The sequence below is a fragment of the Bifidobacterium sp. M0404 genome, from assembly GCF_016101415.1.
Taxonomy (GTDB): domain Bacteria; phylum Actinomycetota; class Actinomycetes; order Actinomycetales; family Bifidobacteriaceae; genus Bombiscardovia; species Bombiscardovia polysaccharolytica.
In genome coordinates this window covers 531096-549603 of record NZ_JACFQP010000002.1, presented here as the reverse complement: position 1 = coordinate 549603, position 18508 = coordinate 531096, and the positions used below count along the sequence as shown (strand labels likewise).

Genomic DNA, 18508 nt, shown 5'->3' with positions numbered 1-18508 from the left:
TCAGATCACCTCCGGTGCCAGGGACACGATCTTCATGAAGCGCTTGTCGCGCAGCTCACGGCCGACCGGTCCGAAAATACGAGTGCCGCGGGGCTCACGACCGGTGCCGAGGATGACCGCCGCGTTCTCGTCGAACTTGATGTAGGAGCCGTCATGGCGACGGTGCTCCTTTACTGTACGGACGACAACCGCCTTGACGACCTCGCCCTTCTTGACCGACCCGCCGGGAATGGCATCCTTGACGGTGGCGACGATCACATCGCCAATGCCGGCATAGCGTCGCTTCGACCCGCCGAGCACGCGGATGGCCAGGATCTCCTTGGCACCCGTGTTGTCGGCGACCTGAAGCCGCGATTCCTGCTGAATCATTGATTCTCCTTAGCCGCGCTGGTTCTCCGCAGACACCCCGCGCCAGGGCGGGATGAAATGCGGAGCCTGGCCGAACTTGTTACTTGGCGCGCTCGACGATGGAGTCGAGACGCCAGCGCTTGGTCTTGCTCAGAGGACGGGTCTCCATGATACTCACGAAGTCACCCACATGGGCCTCGTTCTTCTCATCATGGGCCTTGACCTTGCGGTTGCTGCGGACGACCTTGCCGTACAGCGGGTGGGTCGAACGCTGCTCCAGCTCTACGGTGATGGTCTTGTCCATCTTGTCGGACACGACGTAGCCGCTGCGAACCTTGCGGAAGTTGCGCTCCTGCTTGTCAGCCATGCTTACTTCTCCTCAGCTTTGCTCTCGGCCTTTGCTTCGGCGGGCTCCTGGCTGATGCCCAGCTCGCGCTCACGCAGGACGGTGTACATCCTGGCGATGTCGTGCTTGACGGCCTTGAGGCGGGAGGTGTTCTCCAGCTGACCGGTGGCCGACTGGAAGCGCAGGTTGAACAGCTCTTCCTTGGACTTCTTCAGGAAATCCTCGATCTCCGCATTGGTCTTTTCATTCAGATTCTTGATGGAATACTCGGCTGTTCCGACTGACATCAGATGTCACCGCCTTCACGTGCAATAATCCGGCACTTCATGGGAAGCTTGTCAGTAGCGCGGCGAAGGGCCTCGCGGGCCACATCCTCGCTCACGCCGCCAATCTCGAAGAGCACCCGGCCGGGACGGACGTTGGCCACCCAGAACTCAGGCGCACCCTTGCCGGAACCCATTCGGGATCCCAGGGCGTGCTTGGTCAGGGGACGATCCGGGAAGACCGTGATCCAGACGCGGCCGCCACGCTTGATGTACCGGGTCATGGCGATACGGGCCGCCTCGATCTGCCGGTTGGTCAGGTAGGCCGGAGCCAGAGCCTGGATGCCGTAATCGCCGAAAGCGATCTCGTTGCCGCCCTTGGACATGCCGGAACGACCCGGACGATGTTGCTTGCGGTATTTAGTCCTCTTTGGGATAAGCACGGCTCACTCCTTTGCTTCGGTTGCGACGGGGGCCGAGGCGGTCTGCTCCTGAGCCGCCGCCGGCGGCGCGGCCACACCGCTGTTCTGCTTGGCTGCATCCTGCTCACGGCGGGTGCGTCCCTCGGAGGGACGGACGCCACGGCGAGGACGGCGATCGCCACGCCGACCGGGGCGGTTGTTCTGCTGAGCCTGCTGCTCCTCGAACTGACGCTCCGTCATGTCGCCCTTGTAGATCCAGACCTTGACGCCGATACGGCCGTAGGTGGTCCTGGCCTCGAAGAAGCCGTAGTCGATCAGGGCGCGCAGAGTCTGCAGGGGCACACGGCCCTCACGGTAGAACTCCGAACGGCTCATCTCGGCTCCGCCCAGGCGGCCGGAAAGCTTGATCCTGATACCCTTGGCGCCGGCCCGCATGGCATCCTGCTGAGCCTTTCGCATGGCCCGGCGGAAGGTGACGCGGTTGGTCAGCTGCTCGGCGATGCCCTGAGCCACCAGCTGGGCATCAATGGAGGCATTCTTGACCTCAAAAATGTTCAGCTGGACCTGCTTGCCGGTGATCTTCTCCAGCTTGGCACGCACGCGCTCGGCCTCGGCTCCGCGACGACCGATGACGATGCCTGGCCTGGCGGTGTGGATGTCGACGCGCACACGGTCCCGGGTCCGCTCAATGACGATCTTGGAGACGCCTGCGCGCTCCAGGTCCTTGTTCATCTCCTTGCGGATCTTGTCGTCCTCAAGGACGAAGTCGCTGTAACGCTCCCCCGCCTTGTTGGAGTCGGAGTACCACTTGCTGCGGTGCTCCTCGGTGATGCCGAGTCGGTACCCAAACGGGTTGATCTTCTGCCCCATTATCGGGCTCCTTCCTTGTCGGCCACCACGACGGTGATGTGGCTGGTCCGCTTGTTGATGCGGGCCGCACGACCCTGGGCTCGGGCGCGGAACCGCTTCAAGGTGGTGCCCTCGTCCACGTAGGTCTCCCGAACCACCAGCTCGTTCTCGCGGAAGGGCTGGTTGGCCTTGTCCGCCTTGACACGCGCGTTGGCGATGGCGCTCTCCAGGCACTTGCGGACCGGAACGGCCGCGTCCTGTGGGGCGAACTTCAGAATGGTCACGGCCTCGGTCGCCTGCTTGCCTCGGATGAGGTCGACGACGCGGCGAGCCTTGCGAGGCGTCACGCGAACGTGACGTGCAATTGCCTTAGCTTCCATGTGTCTCTACTCTCCCTCGCCTCAGCGGCGTGCTTTCTTGTCGTCCTTCACGTGACCCCTGAAGGTCCGGGTGGGGGCGAACTCGCCGAGCTTATGGCCGACCATGGCCTCGGTGACGAAGACCGGGACATGCTTGCGGCCATCGTGCACAGCGAAAGTGTGCCCGATGAAGTCCGGGGTGATCATGGAACGACGGGACCAGGTCTTGATGACGTTCTTGGTGCCCTTCTCGTTCTGCTCGTCGACTTTCTTCTGCAAGTGGGCGTCGACGAATGGGCCCTTCTTGATGCTACGAGTCATCTTTCCGACACTCCCTTACTTGCGGTTCTTACCATTTGGACGACGACGCACGATCAACTTGTTGGAGGCCTTCTTGGGCCTGCGGGTGCGAACCTCGCCCTTGCCCCAGGGAGACACTGGCGGCTTGCCGCCACGAGTGCGTCCGCCATGCGGGTGGTCGACCGGGTTCATGGATTCACCACGGGTGATGGGTCTGCGGCCCATCCAGCGGGCACGTCCAGCCTTGCCGAGCTGGACATTGGCGTGGTCGTTGTTGCCGACCTCGCCCACTGTTGCACGGCAACGGGAATCGACGTTGCGAATCTCGCCGGAGGGCATACGCAGCTGGGCGTAAGCCCCGTCCTTGGCCACCAGCTGGACGGCAGCACCGGCCGAGCGGGCGATCTTGGCGCCGCCCAGAGGCCGCAGCTCGATGGCGTGGACGATGGTGCCGGTGGGGATGTTGCGCAGAGGCAGGTTGTTGCCGGGCTTGATGTCGGCCTGGGGACCGGTCTCGATGACGTCACCCTGCTTGATGCCCTGCGGGGCGATGATGTAGCGCTTCTCGCCGTCTGCGAAGTGCAGAAGAGCGATGCGGGCCGAGCGGTTGGGATCGTACTCAATCTCAGCAACCTTGGCGGGCACGCCATCCTTGTCCCAACGACGGAAGTCGATGAGGCGGTACTGGCGCTTGTGTCCACCGCCGCGGTGACGGCTGGTGACGCGGCCGTAGGAGTTGCGTCCGCCGGTCTTGCTCAGCTTGCGAACCAGCGACTTCTCGGGCTTGGAGCGCGTGATTTCGGCGAAGTCCGAAACCGAGGCGTTGCGACGGCCCGCGGTCGTCGGCTTGTATGTACGGATAGCCATAATCTAGTTCTTCCTTAACTTTTCTCGGCTAGCCTTCAGTTGTTGGTACCGAAGACATCGATCGACTGGCCCTCGGCCACCTTGACGATGGCACGCTTCTCGGCGGTGCGACGACCCCAGCCCGTACGGGTCCGGGTCCGCTTGCCCTGCCGATTGAGGGTGTTGACCGATGTGACCTTCACGTTGAAGATCTGCTCGATGGCCTGCTTGATGGCGACCTTGTTGGCGTCAGGGTCCACCACGAATGTGTACTGGCCGCGGTCCGAGTTGGCGTAGCTCTTCTCGGAGACGACCGGGCGCAGAATGATGTCGTGCGCTGGCTTGTGAATAGCTGCCATGAAAATCAGGCCTCCTTGACGGTCTCGGACTTGGCGCCGTCCTTGACGGCCAGGAAGGCGTCGAAGCCATCCTTGCTGAAGACGACATCCTCGGCCGTGACCACATCGTAGGTGTTGAGCTGATCGGCGAAGAGGACATGAACGGTGGGCAGGTTCCTGACGGAAAGCCACTCGTTGATGTTCTCGCGGGACAGCACGACGGTGGTGAATCTGTTGTCGACCAGGGGCAGCAGGGCTGCCTTGGCTGCCTTGGTGGACGGGGTCTCGCCGATGCCGAAGTCGACCACGTGCACACGTTCGGCGTTGACCCGATCGGACAGGACGTAGCGCAGGGCTGCGGCCTTCATCTTCTTGGGGGTGCGCTGGGAATAGTCACGCGGCTGCGGGCCGTGGACAATGGCGCCACCGGCCCACTGGGGAGCGCGGATGGAGCCCTGACGAGCACGACCGGTGCCCTTCTGCTTCCAAGGCTTGCGACCGCCGCCGGAGATTGTGGACCGGGTCTTGACCGAATGTGTGCCCTGGCGGGCTGCAGCCAGCTGGGCGACGACCACCTGGTGGATCAGCGGCACGTGTGAGCGGACATCCTCCTCGGCAATGCCGAAGATCTGCTCGGGTGCATCCACGGTCCCGGTGTTCTTGCCCTGGGCGTCGGTGATGTTCAGAGTCAACTTAGCCATGGTTTCAGGCTCCCTTCACTGCCGAACGAACCAGGACGATGGCGCCGCGGGGCCCGGGCAGGGCACCCTTGATGGCGATGACGCCCTTCTCGGCATCTGCGGAGACGATGGTCAGATTCTGGACGGTCGAGGTGTCGTGACCCATGCGGCCGGCCATCCGCTTGCCCTTGAGGATGCGGCTGGGCGTGGCGCAGGCTCCCACTGAACCGGGACGGCGCTCGTTCTTGTGCGAGCCGTGGGTGCGGCGGTAGGACTTGAAGCCCCAGCGCTTGATGGTGCCGGCGAAGCCCTTGCCCTTGGTGGTGCCGGTCACGTCGACCTCACTGCCCTCGGGCAGCAGGTCCAGGCCCAACTCCTGGCCGGGCTGATAGCTGTCAGCATCGGCGGTGCGAACCTCGACCAGATGACGACGCGGGGTCACTCCAGCCTTGGCGAAGTGGCCTGCCAGCGGCTTGGTCACCTTGGTGGGGTCAATCTGCCCGTAGCCGATTTGGATGGCCTGGTAGCCGTCCTTCTCCTGATTCTTGACCGCGGTCACCACGTTGGTGGACACATCCACCAAGGTCACCGGGACGAAGAAGCCGTTCTCGTCCCAGACCTGGGACATGCCCAGCTTGCGGCCCAGGAGAGCCTTGCGGTTCCTCTGCTCTTCAGCCATGCGGTTTCCTCCTCCCCTACAGCTTGATCTCGATGTTGACGTCCGCCGGCAGATCGATGTGCATCAGCGAATCCACAGCCTTGGGCGTGGGATCCACGATGTCGATCAGGCGCTTATGGGTGCGCATCTCGAAGTGCTCGCGGGAGTCCTTGTACTTATGAGGAGAACGGATGACGACATACACGTTCTTCTCAGTCGGCAGCGGAACGGGGCCAACCACAGTTGCGCCCGCGTTCGTCACCGTCTCGACGATCTTCTTCGCCGATTGGTCGATGACCTCATGGTCATAGGACTTTAGCCTGATGCGGATTTTCTGTCCCGCCATTGCCGTCCGCCCTTTCTAGCGATCTATGAACTGATTACCCAGTCTGTTTCGAGGGCACGGAACGACGGCCACAAGGAGACATTCCTCCCGACAGGCCTCAGCCGGATCCATGCGCAGCCATGGAGAATCCCGTGGGGATGGGACTCCTCGCTGCACCCGCTATTGTGATTGACAAAATGCGAGCCCAAAACAGGCAACTTTCTTATTAAAGCACGAGGGTTCCCCTAGAAGAATCCGGGCGTGTCGCGCTTCTTCCAGGGGAACCCACGACTCAATTACGACCCTGTCAGACCCGCTGGGAAGCCTCCTGGGCCGCTCCATCACCTTGACGGGCGACCCTCATCCGGTGGCCCTCCTCCTGGCTGACCCCATAGTATGCGGCCACGGCGATGTCCTTCATGTCCTCAATCAACGGAACGCGGGGGTTGGCGGGCGTGCACTGGTCCTCATAGGCGCGCATGCCGATCTGATCCAGGGACTGCCAGTAGAGGTCCTCATCCACTCCGGCTGCCTGGAAGGAGGCATCCATGCCCAGGCGCTCGTCCCTGTAGGATTCAATGGCACGGGCCAAGAGCTCCACACCCTCCTCGGGGGTGGATGATTCGATACCTAGCACATGGGCCATCTGCCTGTAGCGCTCCGGGGCCACATACTCGCTGTATTTGGGCCAGCTGGTCGGCTCGTCCGGGACCCGTCCGTTGTAGCGGATCACATAGGGCAGGAGGATGGAGTTGGCGCGTCCATGGGCCACATGGCAGAGGGCTCCGATGGTATGCGCCAAGCCGTGGCACATGCCCAGGAAGGCCGAACCGAAGGCCATGCCTGCCATGGTCGCCGCATTGTGCATCTTCTCCTGGGCGCGCATCTTGGCCTCACCGCCGGCAGCGCCCACGGCAGGCTCCAGGTTGTCCCAGATCAGCTTGGCGGCATGCAGGGCCATGGCGTCGGTGTAGTCATTGGCATAGACCGAGACGAAAGCCTCCATGCAGTGGGTCAGAGCATCGAAGCCCGAGTCACAGGCCAGCCTCTTGGGCTGGGTACGGGCCAGAACCGGATCCACGATGGCCACGCTGGGGGTCAGGGCATAGTCGGTGATGGGGTACTTATAGCCGGTCTTATGGTCGGTGATGACCGCAAATGGGGTGACCTCCGAACCTGTCCCCGAAGAGGTGGGGATGCAGACCAGCCTGGCCTTGGTGCCCAAGGGCGGAATCTTGAAGGCCCGTTTGCGGATGTCGAAGAACTTCTCCCGAACATCGGCAAAGGAGATCTCCGGGTGCTCATAGAGCAGCCACATGATCTTGGCGGCGTCCATGGGGCTGCCGCCGCCCACGGCGATGATGGTGTCGGGGCCGAACTCGTCACGCATCATGGTTGCGCCGCGCTCCACCGTCTCAACGCTGGGCTCCGGCTCTACATAGTCAATGATGCGGAAGGTGACCGGCTCGGACCGGGCGCGCAGCTGATCGATGATCTTGTCGACGATCCCCAGCTGCTCCATAACCTTGTCGCATACGATGACGGCCCGGCGGATGCCGAACATGTCGCGCAGGTAGCGGACTGAGTTGGGCTCGAAGTAGGTCTTGGCCGGCACCTTGAACCACTGCATGTTGTTGTTCCTCCGCGCGATCCGCTTGACGTTGATCAGATTGACCGCCTGAACGTTGCCCGACACCGAGTTGCCGCCGTAGGAGCCGCAGCCCAGTGTCAGGGAGGGGGCGATGGCATTGTAAATGTCGCCGATGCCGCCAAGGGAACTGGGCTGGTTCCAGACGATCCGGCAGGCGTGCATGCGCTGGCCATACTCGCGCACCAGCCTCTCATCGTCAGTGTGGATGGCTGCCGTGTGCCCGGCACCGTAACGCAGCATCTGCTCGCAGAGGGTGAAACCCTCTTCCTTGTTGCTCGCCTTGAGCACGGCCTGAACCGGAGCCAGCTTCTCCAGGGTCAGAGGTTCCATGGGCCCTACCTGGTCGCATTGGGCAGCCAGGATGGTCGCATCCTCGGGTATTTCGAAGCCGGCCTGATGGGCGATGAACTGAGGAGACTTGCCCGGAACCTCGGAGTTGAGCCTGGGAGCAGGGGCATCGGCACCGGCATGAGCCCGCACACCGAACATGTATTCCTCCAGCTTGGCCTTCTGCTCAGGATTGACGAAGTAAGCCTTGCGCCGCTTCATTTCCTCGATCACACGGTCATGCACATCCTGATGGGCGATGATGGCCTGCTCTGTGGCGCAGATCATGCCGTAGTCGAAATGCTTGGACAGGATAAGGTCGTTGACGGCCCTGGGGACGTTGACCCTGCGGTCCACATAGGCCGGGGCATTGCCGGCTCCTACACCCAATGCTGGCTTGCCCGAGGAGTAGGCGGCCTTGACCATGCCAGTGCCGCCGGTGGCCAGAATGGTAGCCACACCGGGGTGCTGCATCAAGGCGCCGGTGGCCTCGACTGAGGGATGATCGATCCACTGGATGCAATCCTGCGGAGCGCCTGCCTCGATGGCGGCATCTCGAACGATCCGGGCCGCCTCCACCGAGCAGCGCTGGGCGTAGGGGTGGAAACCGAAAACGATGGGACAACGTGTCTTCAAGGCCAGCAGCGACTTGAAGATGGCAGTCGAGGTGGGGTTGGTCACCGGAGTCACCCCGGCCACGACTCCCACCGGCTCGGCCACCTCGATGATGCCGTCCACGTCGTCTTCGCTGATGATACCCACGGTGCGCTGTCTGGCCAGGTAGTTGGTCACATGCTCGCAGGCGAAGATGTTCTTGGTGGCCTTGTCCTCCACCAGGCCGCGTCCGGTCTCGTCCACGGCCATCTGCGCCAAATGCAGGTGCTTGTTCAGGGCCGCAATGGATGCCTTGGCCACGATCCGATCCACCTGTTCCTGGTCGAGCTTCTCAAAGGCGCGTAGAGCCGCCTGTGCGCGGACAACTAACGCATCTACCTCCAAGCGGGCCAGCTTACTGCTGTCGGCCGGGCTGCCTTCCCTGCCGACTGGCGGCTCCTTCACTTGATGCTCATGCTTCTGCTTCTGCGTTTCAGCCAAGATATTGGCCCTCCTCATGTTCCACGGATTCCGATCAGGACCAGCAGACAGTCTCCAGACCGTGTAGATCCATAAAAGGCTTCCGTCATAACGTGACGAAAGTCACAATATAGACCCGAGGGGGCACCATTGAGCCCCAGGATGAGCGAACGTTCGCTTGAAGCGTGTCGTGTGGGAATTCGTGGTTTTTCTGGTCATTTTCCGCACCCGAACGTGCGCTTTGCCGTTCGCTTCAGACTGGACCTGCCAGGCATGAATCCAGACATGAAAAAATCCCCAAGGTCCATGAGAACCTCGGGGATAAAAGAAACTGCGAACGTCAGCGCTTGGAGAACTGCGGGGCGCGACGGGCCTTATGCAGACCAGCCTTCTTGCGCTCCACCACGCGGGCGTCACGGGTCAGGAACCCGGCCTTCTTCAAGGCAGGACGGTTGGCGTCCCTATCGATGGCGTTCAAGGCGCGTGCAACGCCCAGCCGGACTGCGCCGGCCTGGCCGGTCACGCCGCCGCCATCGACGCGAACAACCACGTCGAACTTGTTCTCGAGCTTGAGCAGCACGATAGGCGAGTTGACCTCGCGCTGGTGCAGCTTGCTGGGGAAGTACTCCTCCAGGGTGTGCCCGTTGATGCTCCACTTGCCGGAGCCCGGGATCAGACGAACGCGGGCGACTGCCTCCTTGCGACGGCCAGTGCCGTAGCCCGGCTCGATGGCGGAGGTGCCGGTGCCTGCACCAGCGTTGGTCTCGGAAGTGTAGGAAGCACTGGTCTCCTCGGCCTCAAGAACCGCGGAGCTGTTGTTGTTTTCAGCCATGGTGATTATCTCCTCTGGTCCTACTTGGCCTGCTGGGCAACCTGATGGATCTTGTACTCAATGGGCTGCTGTGAAGTGTGAGGATGCTCCTCGCCTGCGAAGACCCGCAGCCTGGTCAGCTGGACCTTGGCCAGCTTATTCTTGGGCAGCATGCCTTTGACCGCCGTCATGATGATGCGCTCAGGGTTGTGCTCCATCAGCTGCCCGTAAGAGTCGCGACGCAGGCCGCCGGGACGACCGGAGTGGGTATAGAGCACCTTGTCGTTCTTGTTACCCGTCAGCACCATCTTGGATGCGTTGATGACGATGACGTTGTTGCCGGAGTCGGCGTAGGGCGCATAGGTGGGCTTGTTCTTGCCGCGCAGCAGATCGGCCACCTGAGCTGCCAGACGCCCCAGCACCACACCGGAGGCGTCGACGATATACCAGTCATGTGTCAGATCGGCTGGTTTCGGGGTGAAAGTCTTCACGATTCAACCTTTTCCTTGCATTGTGTTTCAGGCTCTCCGCGCCACATGCTGCCATGCCGGCCGAAAGCCATGTATTCCGTGGGCTCCCTTAAAGTCCTAGACGGCGAGTGGGAAAAGCGCTTTGAGGACCCCTTAGGGAAACACAACAATCCATTATTGTAACGCCTGTATGCCGTTCGTCAAAATTCGCGTCCGCTCCTGTTTCAACGGGAGGCAGCCGCCCGTGCCACCTGACCGTCCGGGTCCTTGCTCAGGGCCTCAAGGGTCGCCTGTCCCGTGTTGGGATTCAGGGCCACGGCCCGGCGCACCATGGCGGCCAGCACATGGGGGGCATCCTGCTCCGCGCGGGTGCCCAAAGCTCCCAGGAAGTCTAGTGTCTCGGCATCGGTTCGTTCATCCTGGGCGCCTTCCAGACGCATCTTCCAAGAGGTCATAGGGTTGGTCAGCGCGGCAGCCCTGACTCCGGCGTCGTCATCCTTGGTGAGCAGACCTGCCAGCCAGTTCTTGTCGTCCTTGTTGGCGGCCACCGCCCGGCGGACCTCGGAGCTGGAATCCTGGGAGAGCTTGACCAGAATGTTGGGAAAGGGCATGGTCTGCGCCAGGTAGACCCTGTCCTCCACCGGCGTGTGTTCATTGCCAGCCACCGCCTCCAGCAATGCCGTGAAGCGGGAGAAAGCAGCCTGATCTGACCTGTCGGGCAGTGGACTGCGGGCGAATTCGTGCAGCTCGGCCGTATCCGTGGAGTGCCTGAGCCTTTCATAGAAAACGGTCAGGGCCTCATGGGGCTTGCCGGCTGATGGAGGTTCGGTTTCCGGTTGGTCCTGAGGATTGGTCATGCGGCCAGCTTAGGTCGCCTCCTTGATATCAGACTCGGCCCGGAATCCCCTCTAACATGGAGATAGCGCAGGAACCGAGAGACGGTAGGCATAGGAGGCAAGCCGATTTGCTCACCATATTGGATACGCCGCAGAAACCGGCCACAGGCTCTCTGACCGAGCGGAAGTCCGAGTTCATCGGCCAGGCCTGCCATGTGGAGGACCAAGATGCGGCCATGGCCTTCGTCCAAAAGGTCCGCTTACAGCACCCCAAAGCCCGGCACGTCTGCCACTGCGCGATCTGGGGACCCGAGGGCCGCACCAGCGAGCGCATGAGCGATGACGGAGAACCCTCAGGAACGGCCGGCAAGCCCATACTTGAGGTCATGCGTCGACAGGGACTGACCGATTGCGTCCTGACCGTGACCCGATACTTCGGGGGAATCCTTTTGGGATCAGGGGGGTTGATCCGAGCCTATTCCTCAGCAGCCTCCCTGGCACTCAAGGCAGCAAGATCGGCACGCGTGCTCCCGACGGAGCGCTTCACGATCACCGTGGACTACCCGGAGTATGACTCCATTCGCCGTCTGATCCGCACCTCTGGGGGACACATGGAAAACGAGGACTTCACTGACCGGGTGCGACTGACCTACGACCTGGAGCCCGCGGCAGTGCCAGCCTTCAATGGTCGGCTGGACGACCTTCTGCAGGGCCGTGTCCAGCCCACTGCACTGGGCGAAGGCCACATGCTGATTCCCCTGTCTGGAAGCCAAGCTCCATCCACCACATGATCGGAGGGAGGTGGCATGCGGCCATTGCCCAGCGGTGATCTGCACTGCCAGACAGACTTATGCCATGCACCATCGGTCCGCCACCTCACAGACTTGAATCCTCCCAGACTGCAGCCCTGCAAGAGACAGGGAAACAGATACCAATGGCAATAAATAAGACCGGTGATCGTGCAAAATCAACAATCACCGGCCATCAGGCGGAGACGAGGAGATTCGAACTCCTGGACCGCTTGCGCAGTCAACACCTTAGCAGGGTGCCCCTTTCGGCCACTCAGGCACGTCTCCATGCTGGCTCCCGATCCGGGACCTTAGTCCCTCAATTTTCGAGAACAAAACAATAGAATACCATGATTGACTGACCTGACTCGCCGGAGCAGCAGAATCGGATGAGGCAGGTACATGTCCATCCATTTTTCATGGATAAAAACCAGAATATTGAATCTTTTCTAAGAATTTACATTCGAGAATAATTTATCGCATGTTCCTCTGGGGGCCCCTTATATCATGGAGTCATGAGTACCGCACCAAGGCTTGCAGCCGCCAAGAAGGACTGGGGACATGACGAAACCGGCTGCACGGTGTTGCACATTGACATGGATGCTTTCTACGCCTCTTGTGAGGTTGCACGACACCCGCAATTGCAGGGAAGGCCGGTCATTATCGGCACCGGGCAGCGTTCGGTGGTGTCGGCGGCCAGCTATGAGGCCAGAGCCTTTGGCATCAACTCGGCCATGCCCCTGGCACGCGCCAAGCGACTGTGCCCTCAAGGGGTCTTCCTCCCGGTCGACATGACCTATTACCGGGGCATTTCACGACGGATATTTGATACGATTTTCTCACAAATCACCGATCAGATCGAGCAGGTCTCCGTAGACGAATGCTATATGGACGTGTCCGGGGCGCTCATGCGCTGGGGCATGCCCACAGCCATAGCCCGGTGGATTCGAGCCAGCGTGGCGCGCCAATTCCACGTGACCTGCTCGGTGGGCATCGCCACCAACAAGCTGGTAGCCAAGATGGCCTCCACCAATGCCAAGCCTGACGGCATGCTGCTGATTCCCAAGGCCCGGCAGGCCGAGTTCGTCCAGCTGATGCCCCTGCGCGGGATCCCCGGCATCGGACCGGCCCTGGAAAAGCGGCTCAACGCCTGGGCCATCAAAGATGTGGCCGACTTGGCCACCATGAGCGAGCGGGATCTGGCTCGGGCCACAGGTTCGACCGTCACAGCACGGATGCTGGCACAGGCCTCCCACGGCCTGGACGACGATCCGGTCAAGCCACGAGCACCTGAGAAATCCCTGGGCGCGGAACGCACCTTCCTGCACGACACCACCAGCATGAAGCAGGTCTGCGACCTCCTGCGCACCTGCAGCGACGAGGTGGCCACCGGACTGCGAGCGCATGACCTAATCGCTCGGACCATCACCGTCAAACTGCGCTTTGATGACCTGCGCTATATGACCAAGGCCCATACCCTGGAGACACCGGTCAACTCAGCCAATCGCATCTATCCGCAGGCGGTCGGACTGCTTAAGGCCATGCTGGGGCTGCCTGAGGGTGTTCCCATGGACACCTCCCTGCCCAGGTTGATCCGCCTAGCCGGTGTCAGCGCATCCGGTCTGAGCCGGGTGGAAGATACCCCTATCCAGCCATCCTTGGACGACATCATGCGCGAGAGCAAACGTCACACCGGCAGCGAGTCCCAGCGCCTGGATCAGGCAGAGGCCACCATGGACTCCATCAGGAACCGCTACGGCAAGGGTTCAGTCAGCATGGGTCTCTAAGCGCCTGTATGCAAACGCTCCAGGGCCAGCTCCAACTGGTCGTCGGATATGGTGGATGAGAATCGCAAACGGTGACTATCCCCGTAGAACTCCCCAGGACTGGCCAGAATCCCCATACGGGCCAGGTCGGCCATATCTGCCCAGCAATCGCCCGAACGGGCTTGCGCCCAGATATAAAGTCCACCCTGTGGCATGACGGCATCGTATCCGTAAGCCGTCAGAGCTTGAGCCAAGGCCCGAAGACGACGGGCGTAGATCTCTCGCTGGGCCATCACAGCTTCTCCGTCCTCCAGAGCGGCTCGCATGGCCCGCTGTACCGGACCTGGCACAATCAGTCCCACCTGCTTGCGGTAGGCGGTCATGGCCTTCACCAAACGAGCATCGCCGGCCACGAGGGCCGCCCTGTACCCGGCCATGTTGGACTGCTTGCTCATCGAATACAGACAGAGTATGCCGCTGGCATCGCCGCCACAGACTTCAGGTTCCAGGATGCAGGGTGAGGCCGGGATCGGCGCATTCTGCCCGACTTGGGTAGTTCCTGACCAATCCAGCATGGCATAGCACTCGTCGCTCAGGACCGTGGCACCAATCGAGCGAGCCGCCCTTACAATCTTGGACAACCCGGCTCGGTCTATGACCTGCCCACTGGGGTTGCCTGGCGAATTGATCCATACTGCTCGCACGCCAGGCAAATCCACCCATGAATCCGTATTAGCCGGATCATCCACGGTTGTCACCTGGGCTCCAGCCAGCTGGGTTCCGATGGCATAGGTGGGATAGGATACCTTCGGCTGCACCACCCGGTCCCCCGGTCCCAGATGCAAGAGTGAGGCCATGAGTGCCACCGCTTCCTTGGACCCGACCGTGGGCACCAGGTCCGCGCCCACGGCATCAAGATCGACCCCACGGCGACGACGGAACCAGTCGGCCACGGCCTGCCGCAGGGAATCATCACCGGCGGTTTTGGGATATCCTCGCGCCTGGCCATCATCTGCAGCCTCAGCCAAGGCCTCCTTGACCGACCTGGGCACTGGATCCACCGGCGAACCCACCGAGAGGTCGACCAGACCGCCAGGGCATTGCTCAGCACGCCGCCGGTAAGTGTCAATCCTTGACCAGTCGTAGGGGGATTCGAACGAGTGAAAACCCATGGTCTGCCTTTCTCCTATAAATAAGCCGCGGTGGGATGGCTCCCTTCCGCGGCTCGTCAGCCTTAATCGACTATTTGTTGGGTGGCAGGGCTGCAACACCCTCCGGATCGTGATCATAGGGGCCGACCGCGGCAGCACCACCGGCATCTCCCACCTGGGCGAAGAAATCAGTCGCTGCGTCCTTATACCAAGTCCACTCATCGGGCAGGTCGTCCTCGTAGAAAATGGCCTCCACCGGGCAGACCGGCTCGCAGGCGCCGCAGTCCACGCACTCGTTGGGGTTGATGTAGAGCGAACGAACGCCCTCGTAGATGCAGTCCACCGGGCACTCGTCCACGCAGGCCTTGTCCTTGACGTCCACGCAGGGCTGAGCGATGACGTAGGTCATGGGTTACCTCCTGAGTATGCGAGTACTCACTCTACACTCCAGCGCCGACGCTCCAGGTCAGTCCAGACCGGCCTGGGTGGCCTCGGATATCTTCCCGCTGAGCTGATGACGGCCAAGCAGGGAGTGCCGGTAGGAATAGCCGAAGTAGATAGCCAGACCCGCAGCCAACCAGACCACGAACCGGATCCAGGTCAGTACGGTCAGGTTGAGCATGAGCCAGAGACAGGCCAGAGCAATCAGAATGGGGACCCAGGGGTTGCCGGGCATCTTGAAGGATCGGGGCAGGTCGGGCCGGCGCTTGCGCATGATGGGCAGGGAAATGGCCACCAGCAGGAAGGCCGAGAGTGTGCCGATGTTGACCATGTCGGACAAGACATCTATGGGGAAACAGGAGGCCACGACGGCCACCACGATACCGCCCAGGATCTGGATGCGGGCAGGTGTGCCATGACGACCGGTGCGCGACAGAGCACGGGGAAGAAGCCCGTCACGGCTCATGGCGAAGACGATTCGGGTCAGCCCTAGCAGGAGCACCATAACCACAGTGGTCAGCCCCACCACGATGCCGAAGGAGATGATCTTGGCGGCCCAAGGAGCGCCTACCATCTCAAAGCCGGTTGCCAGGGAGGGGTTCTTGGCCTTGGCCAGATCCTTGTAGGAGACCATGCCGGTGGTGACGATGGCTACCAGGATGTACAGGGTGATGACGATCAACATGCCCAGACCGATTCCGCGGGGAATGGTCTTGTGGGGCTCCTTGGCCTCCTCGGAGGTTGTGGCGACGATATCGAAGCCCACGAAGGCGAAGAAGACCAGGGCTGCGCCTGAGAGGATGCCGGGGACACCGTAGATGGTGGGCTGCATGCCGGAAACCCACTGCCAGAGCGGCTGGCCCATGATTCCTGGCACGCTGGCCCCCGGAACGGCCGAAGCGGGCTCGGAAGGCGGGATGAAAGGTCGATAGTTGTCCAACTTGACGTAGAAGAAGCCCACCACAATGACGAAGACCACGATACCAATCTTGAGGACAGTCAAGGCGCCGTCGAACCGGGCCGAGAGCTTGGTACCCAGAACCAGAAGAACCGTGAAGAGGGTGACGACCGCCAGCGGGGCCAGGTCCACATCCAGGCCGCCCAGATGGAAGCTGGAGCTGAATGAGGTGCCGCCCATCAGATGGATGAAGTCATTCAGGTAGACGCCCCAGTACTTGGAGATGACTGAGGCGGCCATGAGCATCTCCAGAATCAGGTCCCAGCCGATGATCCAAGCCACCAGTTCGCCTATGGTGTTGTAGGTGAAGGTGTAGGCCGAGCCTGAAACCGGGATCATGGAGGCGAACTCCGCGTAGCACATGACGGCTGCTGCGCAGACTATGCCTGCGATGACGAAGGAGATGATGACGGCCGGCCCCGCATGGAAGGCCGCCGCCTGGGCCCCCACCGAGAAGATGCCAGCGCCCACGGCCACTGCGACTGCCATAATGGCCAGGTCCCAGGTGGTCAGCGTTCGCTTGAGCGACCTGCCCTCCTCCCCGGTCTCCGCCAGGGTCTGTTCAACGGATTTCTTTCTGAATAATTCCATCCTGCTCCCAATCGTGACTTATTGTGACGCAAACTCCTCAGGTCCATCACTATAGGAGATAGGGGCACACAACTCCGGACTTTGCTCATTTCGGGATATTACCCGCTGGCAAGCCTTCCGGAATCGGCAACTCGATCAAGGCGCAGCAATCCGCCAATAGACAACTAGACAACAAAGCGCCCCAGCCGTTCCGACCAGGATGCCCACTGGGTGCAGCCCGTACTTTATTCAGTCGGGCCATCCTTGAATATGGCAATGTCCTGCATGCCGTTGCGCTCATTGCAGGTCTGCTCACCGTTGACCACTGCAAGGACTTTCCTACGAAAATCGTTGAAAACCTGATCTCCGGGCTCATCCAGAAGACGACCGGCGTCGAAATCAATCCAACGATGCTTCTTGGTGGCCAGAGGCGTGTTGGTAGCTACTTTCACAGTAGGCACGAAAGTTCCGAAGGGAGTGCCCCGGCCAGTAGTGAAGAGGACCACTTGCGCTCCGGCTGCGGCCATTCCCGTGCTGGAGACAAGGTCGTTGCCTGGCGTCTGCAGCAGAGAGAGCCCGGGCCTGGAAATATGGTCACCATAGTTGAGCACGTCCTCGACCTCGCAACGACCGCCTTTGCGGATGCAACCCAAGGATTTGTCCTCCAAAGTCGTGATTCCGCCCTTCTTGTTGCCTGGAGAGGGGTTGTCGGATATGACTTCGCCGTACTTGCGGAAGAACCCCTTGAAATTGTTGATAAGATCGACGACATCTTGGAAGACCTGCTCGTCGCGTGCCTGGCTCATCAGGACCTGCTCGGCCCCGAACATTTCAGGGACCTCGGCCAGGACCACGGAACCACCCTGAGTAACCACCCATTCAGCGAACCGACCGACCAGCGGGTTGGCCGTGATGCCTGACATTCCATCGGACCCGCCGCACTTGACGCTGACCTTGAGTTCGGACAGGGGCACCTCTTCGCGGTGATCGCCTTTGGCCGCCTCGTTAATCTGGTCCAGGAGGGCATCGGCCTCGTCCAGCTCGTCCTCCACCTCCTGGCATATGATCCAACGAACCCGGTTCGTGTCGTACTCGTCCAGGGTGCTCAGCATGTCCTCCATCTGATTGTTTTCACACCCAAGACCAACGAGGAGCACACCCCCAGCGTTGGGATGGGTGGCAATGTCCTGAAGACAACGCCTGGTGTAGACCAGATCGCCGCCGAGTTGGGAGCATCCATAAGGATGACGCGCCACGATCACCGAGTCAAAAGATCCGTTACCGGGATGGCGGGCTGAAAAAGACCGTGCCATGGCGTTACACAGACTGTTGATGCAGCCTACGGTTGGGACGATATAAAGGTCGTTGCGGATGCCTACCTTGCCTGTCGCGCGCCTATATCCTTGGAAAGTCCCGGTCGGACTGCCCGGCTTGACCGTGTCGGTAACCGGCTGATAACGGTAGCTCAGGTCGGCGCCCAGGTTGGTGGCCAGATTGTGCGTGTGGACCCATTGTCCTGTAGTGATAGCCTCCCTGGCATGGCCGATGGCATAGCCATACTTGATGACGTCCTCACCCTTGGAAATGTCCTGAAGCGCAAGTTTGTGTCCACGGGGAATTTGGTCAAGCACCGTCACCTCGCCACGACCCTCTACCACGACACTTTCGCCGGGCTCCAGATTCCTGGCAGCGACAGCCACCATATCTGTAGGATTAAGCAGAATCGTATCCTGGCCGGTCCGCGCCGGTATATCGTTGATATAGTCATGCTTCAAACCAGCGGCTTTACCGTTGCCACAGGTGGAGACGAATCCTGTGGAGCCGCCTTCTGGAATCATGCAATGCCGCTTTGCGTCACTCATACTTTTAAGCTAACGAGCCCTCTAGGATACCAATCACTTTGTTGCCAACCTTTGCGCAGAAAAAGACCC

General features: G+C 61.1%; 22 protein-coding genes and 1 tRNA gene. 2 read left to right on the top strand and 21 right to left on the bottom strand.

The genetic code is table 11. From position 1 onward, the window contains the following. The 16 genes from rplN to H3T93_RS06390 all read right to left on the bottom strand — a co-directional run bounded on the left by rplN (position 1) and on the right by H3T93_RS06390 (position 10924). Entirely contained in the window at positions 1–369 is a 369-nt protein-coding gene (gene rplN, locus H3T93_RS06465; protein WP_015022349.1) for a 50S ribosomal protein L14, read from the bottom strand. 79 nt (positions 370–448) lie between these two features. Next, positions 449–715 carry a 30S ribosomal protein S17 gene (rpsQ, locus tag H3T93_RS06460; RefSeq protein ID WP_015022350.1) on the bottom strand — a complete coding sequence of 89 codons (267 nt, stop codon included), beginning with the start codon at positions 713–715 and terminating at the stop codon, positions 449–451. 2 nt (positions 716–717) lie between these two features. Continuing rightward, positions 718–981 (bottom strand): 50S ribosomal protein L29, encoded by a 264-nt coding sequence (gene rpmC, locus H3T93_RS06455; protein WP_015022351.1) that lies wholly within the window; start codon positions 979–981, stop codon positions 718–720. Next, positions 981–1400: a 50S ribosomal protein L16 gene (rplP, locus tag H3T93_RS06450; RefSeq protein ID WP_015022352.1), complete on the bottom strand. Its 420-nt coding sequence runs from the start codon at positions 1398–1400 to the stop codon at positions 981–983. Before rplP ends, rpmC begins: the two co-directional genes overlap by 1 nt. Positions 1401–1403: 3 nt before the next feature. Next, complete coding sequence (gene rpsC / locus H3T93_RS06445; RefSeq protein WP_029678066.1) at positions 1404–2249, bottom strand: 30S ribosomal protein S3; 846 nt, start codon at positions 2247–2249, stop codon at positions 1404–1406. Next, complete coding sequence (rplV, locus tag H3T93_RS06440; protein WP_015022354.1) at positions 2249–2608, bottom strand: 50S ribosomal protein L22; 360 nt, start codon at positions 2606–2608, stop codon at positions 2249–2251. The genes rpsC and rplV overlap by 1 nt, the downstream gene beginning before the upstream one ends. Before the next feature lie 21 nt (positions 2609–2629). Continuing rightward, positions 2630–2908, bottom strand: coding sequence for a 30S ribosomal protein S19 (gene rpsS, locus H3T93_RS06435; protein WP_015022355.1), 279 nt, complete (start codon positions 2906–2908; stop codon positions 2630–2632). A gap of 15 nt (positions 2909–2923) precedes the next feature. Continuing rightward, positions 2924–3754, bottom strand: a complete 831-nt coding sequence (gene rplB, locus H3T93_RS06430; protein WP_144178455.1) for a 50S ribosomal protein L2 — start codon at positions 3752–3754, stop codon at positions 2924–2926. Between the two features lie 35 nt (positions 3755–3789). Further along, complete coding sequence (rplW, locus tag H3T93_RS06425; protein ID WP_144178453.1) at positions 3790–4092, bottom strand: 50S ribosomal protein L23; 303 nt, start codon at positions 4090–4092, stop codon at positions 3790–3792. 5 nt (positions 4093–4097) lie between these two features. After that, complete coding sequence (rplD, locus tag H3T93_RS06420) at positions 4098–4772, bottom strand: 50S ribosomal protein L4 (protein ID WP_144178451.1); 675 nt, start codon at positions 4770–4772, stop codon at positions 4098–4100. Between the two features lie 4 nt (positions 4773–4776). Next, positions 4777–5430 (bottom strand): 50S ribosomal protein L3, encoded by a 654-nt coding sequence (gene rplC, locus H3T93_RS06415; protein WP_015022359.1) that lies wholly within the window; start codon positions 5428–5430, stop codon positions 4777–4779. A gap of 16 nt (positions 5431–5446) precedes the next feature. Continuing rightward, complete coding sequence (rpsJ, locus tag H3T93_RS06410; protein WP_006295278.1) at positions 5447–5755, bottom strand: 30S ribosomal protein S10; 309 nt, start codon at positions 5753–5755, stop codon at positions 5447–5449. Positions 5756–6041: 286 nt separating this feature from the next. Beyond that, positions 6042–8771: a bifunctional acetaldehyde-CoA/alcohol dehydrogenase gene (adhE, locus tag H3T93_RS06405; RefSeq protein WP_442859372.1), complete on the bottom strand. Its 2730-nt coding sequence runs from the start codon at positions 8769–8771 to the stop codon at positions 6042–6044. A 355-nt stretch (positions 8772–9126) separates the two neighbouring features. Continuing rightward, positions 9127–9618 (bottom strand): 30S ribosomal protein S9, encoded by a 492-nt coding sequence (gene rpsI, locus H3T93_RS06400; RefSeq protein ID WP_046323306.1) that lies wholly within the window; start codon positions 9616–9618, stop codon positions 9127–9129. A 20-nt stretch (positions 9619–9638) separates the two neighbouring features. Further along, positions 9639–10088, bottom strand: a complete 450-nt coding sequence (gene rplM / locus H3T93_RS06395; protein ID WP_046323307.1) for a 50S ribosomal protein L13 — start codon at positions 10086–10088, stop codon at positions 9639–9641. A gap of 203 nt (positions 10089–10291) precedes the next feature. Further along, a complete protein-coding gene (locus H3T93_RS06390; RefSeq protein WP_046323308.1) occupies positions 10292–10924 on the bottom strand; it encodes an AbrB family transcriptional regulator in 633 nt (210 codons plus the stop codon). Between the two features lie 107 nt (positions 10925–11031). Here H3T93_RS06390 and H3T93_RS06385 point away from each other — a divergent pair, with 107 nt between their 5' ends. After that, a complete protein-coding gene (locus H3T93_RS06385; RefSeq protein WP_144178449.1) occupies positions 11032–11694 on the top strand; it encodes a YigZ family protein in 663 nt (220 codons plus the stop codon). A 198-nt stretch (positions 11695–11892) separates the two neighbouring features. Here the strand turns inward: H3T93_RS06385 and H3T93_RS06380 are convergent. After that, positions 11893–11979: transfer RNA gene (locus H3T93_RS06380), tRNA-Ser, on the bottom strand. Between the two features lie 227 nt (positions 11980–12206). Here H3T93_RS06380 and dinB point away from each other — a divergent pair. Next, positions 12207–13478, top strand: a complete 1272-nt coding sequence (dinB, locus tag H3T93_RS06375) for a DNA polymerase IV (RefSeq protein ID WP_144178447.1) — start codon at positions 12207–12209, stop codon at positions 13476–13478. Here dinB and dapC read toward each other — a convergent pair. The 4 genes from dapC to H3T93_RS06355 all read right to left on the bottom strand — a co-directional run bounded on the left by dapC (position 13475) and on the right by H3T93_RS06355 (position 18439). After that, positions 13475–14629: a succinyldiaminopimelate transaminase gene (gene dapC / locus H3T93_RS06370; protein WP_144178445.1), complete on the bottom strand. Its 1155-nt coding sequence runs from the start codon at positions 14627–14629 to the stop codon at positions 13475–13477. The two genes, dinB and dapC, sit on opposite strands and share 4 nt — an antisense overlap. A 70-nt stretch (positions 14630–14699) precedes the next feature. Next, positions 14700–15017: a ferredoxin gene (fdxA, locus tag H3T93_RS06365; RefSeq protein WP_110425738.1), complete on the bottom strand. Its 318-nt coding sequence runs from the start codon at positions 15015–15017 to the stop codon at positions 14700–14702. A gap of 57 nt (positions 15018–15074) precedes the next feature. Next, on the bottom strand, positions 15075–16598 hold the full coding sequence (locus tag H3T93_RS06360; RefSeq protein WP_046323312.1) for an amino acid permease: 1524 nt from the start codon (positions 16596–16598) through the stop codon (positions 15075–15077). Positions 16599–16822: 224 nt separating this feature from the next. Then, positions 16823–18439, bottom strand: coding sequence for a UxaA family hydrolase (locus H3T93_RS06355; RefSeq protein WP_232348704.1), 1617 nt, complete (start codon positions 18437–18439; stop codon positions 16823–16825). Positions 18440–18508: the final 69 nt, after the last annotated feature.